Source organism: Enterobacter sp. UNJFSC 003, from assembly GCF_036903355.1.
GTDB lineage: Bacteria > Pseudomonadota > Gammaproteobacteria > Enterobacterales > Enterobacteriaceae > Enterobacter.
This window is the reverse complement of record NZ_JBAKHK010000061.1, coordinates 1-370: the sequence shown is the minus strand read 5'-3', so window position 1 is coordinate 370 and position 370 is coordinate 1. Positions and strand designations below refer to the sequence as shown.

The window sequence follows — 370 nt, the reverse complement described above, 5'->3', positions numbered from 1 at the left end:
CCACTAGCGAAAAGAGCGAACCTTTCTCATGCTGGCCCCACGCTTCGTGCAAATGATGATAAAGCTGCTCAACGGTAAATATTCTTTTCTCTACCGCATCTTCAAGGTCTGCCACACAATAGGAGATGTCGTCGGCAGCTTCCATAATCCACGTTAATGGAAAACGACTGTAAAGCGCCAAATTAAGTTCTTTACGCAACCGCGCAATATAGGCTTCTTCAGAAAGATAATAACCCGGCTTTTTCATTAAATAGTGATGTGTCTCAGGCGTTTCGCCACGCCACCACGCCGGACGGGTATATTTTAAAATACCGCCAACCTGTGCCCAGGTGAGATTCATCCGCATCAATGTATGCACCAGACGAATGCC

General features: G+C 46.8%; 1 pseudogene. It reads right to left on the bottom strand.

The annotated features are described in order from the left end of the window. Nucleotides 1-370, bottom strand: a pseudogene (gene dgt / locus V5P19_RS23075) (deoxyguanosinetriphosphate triphosphohydrolase); the annotation flags it as partial.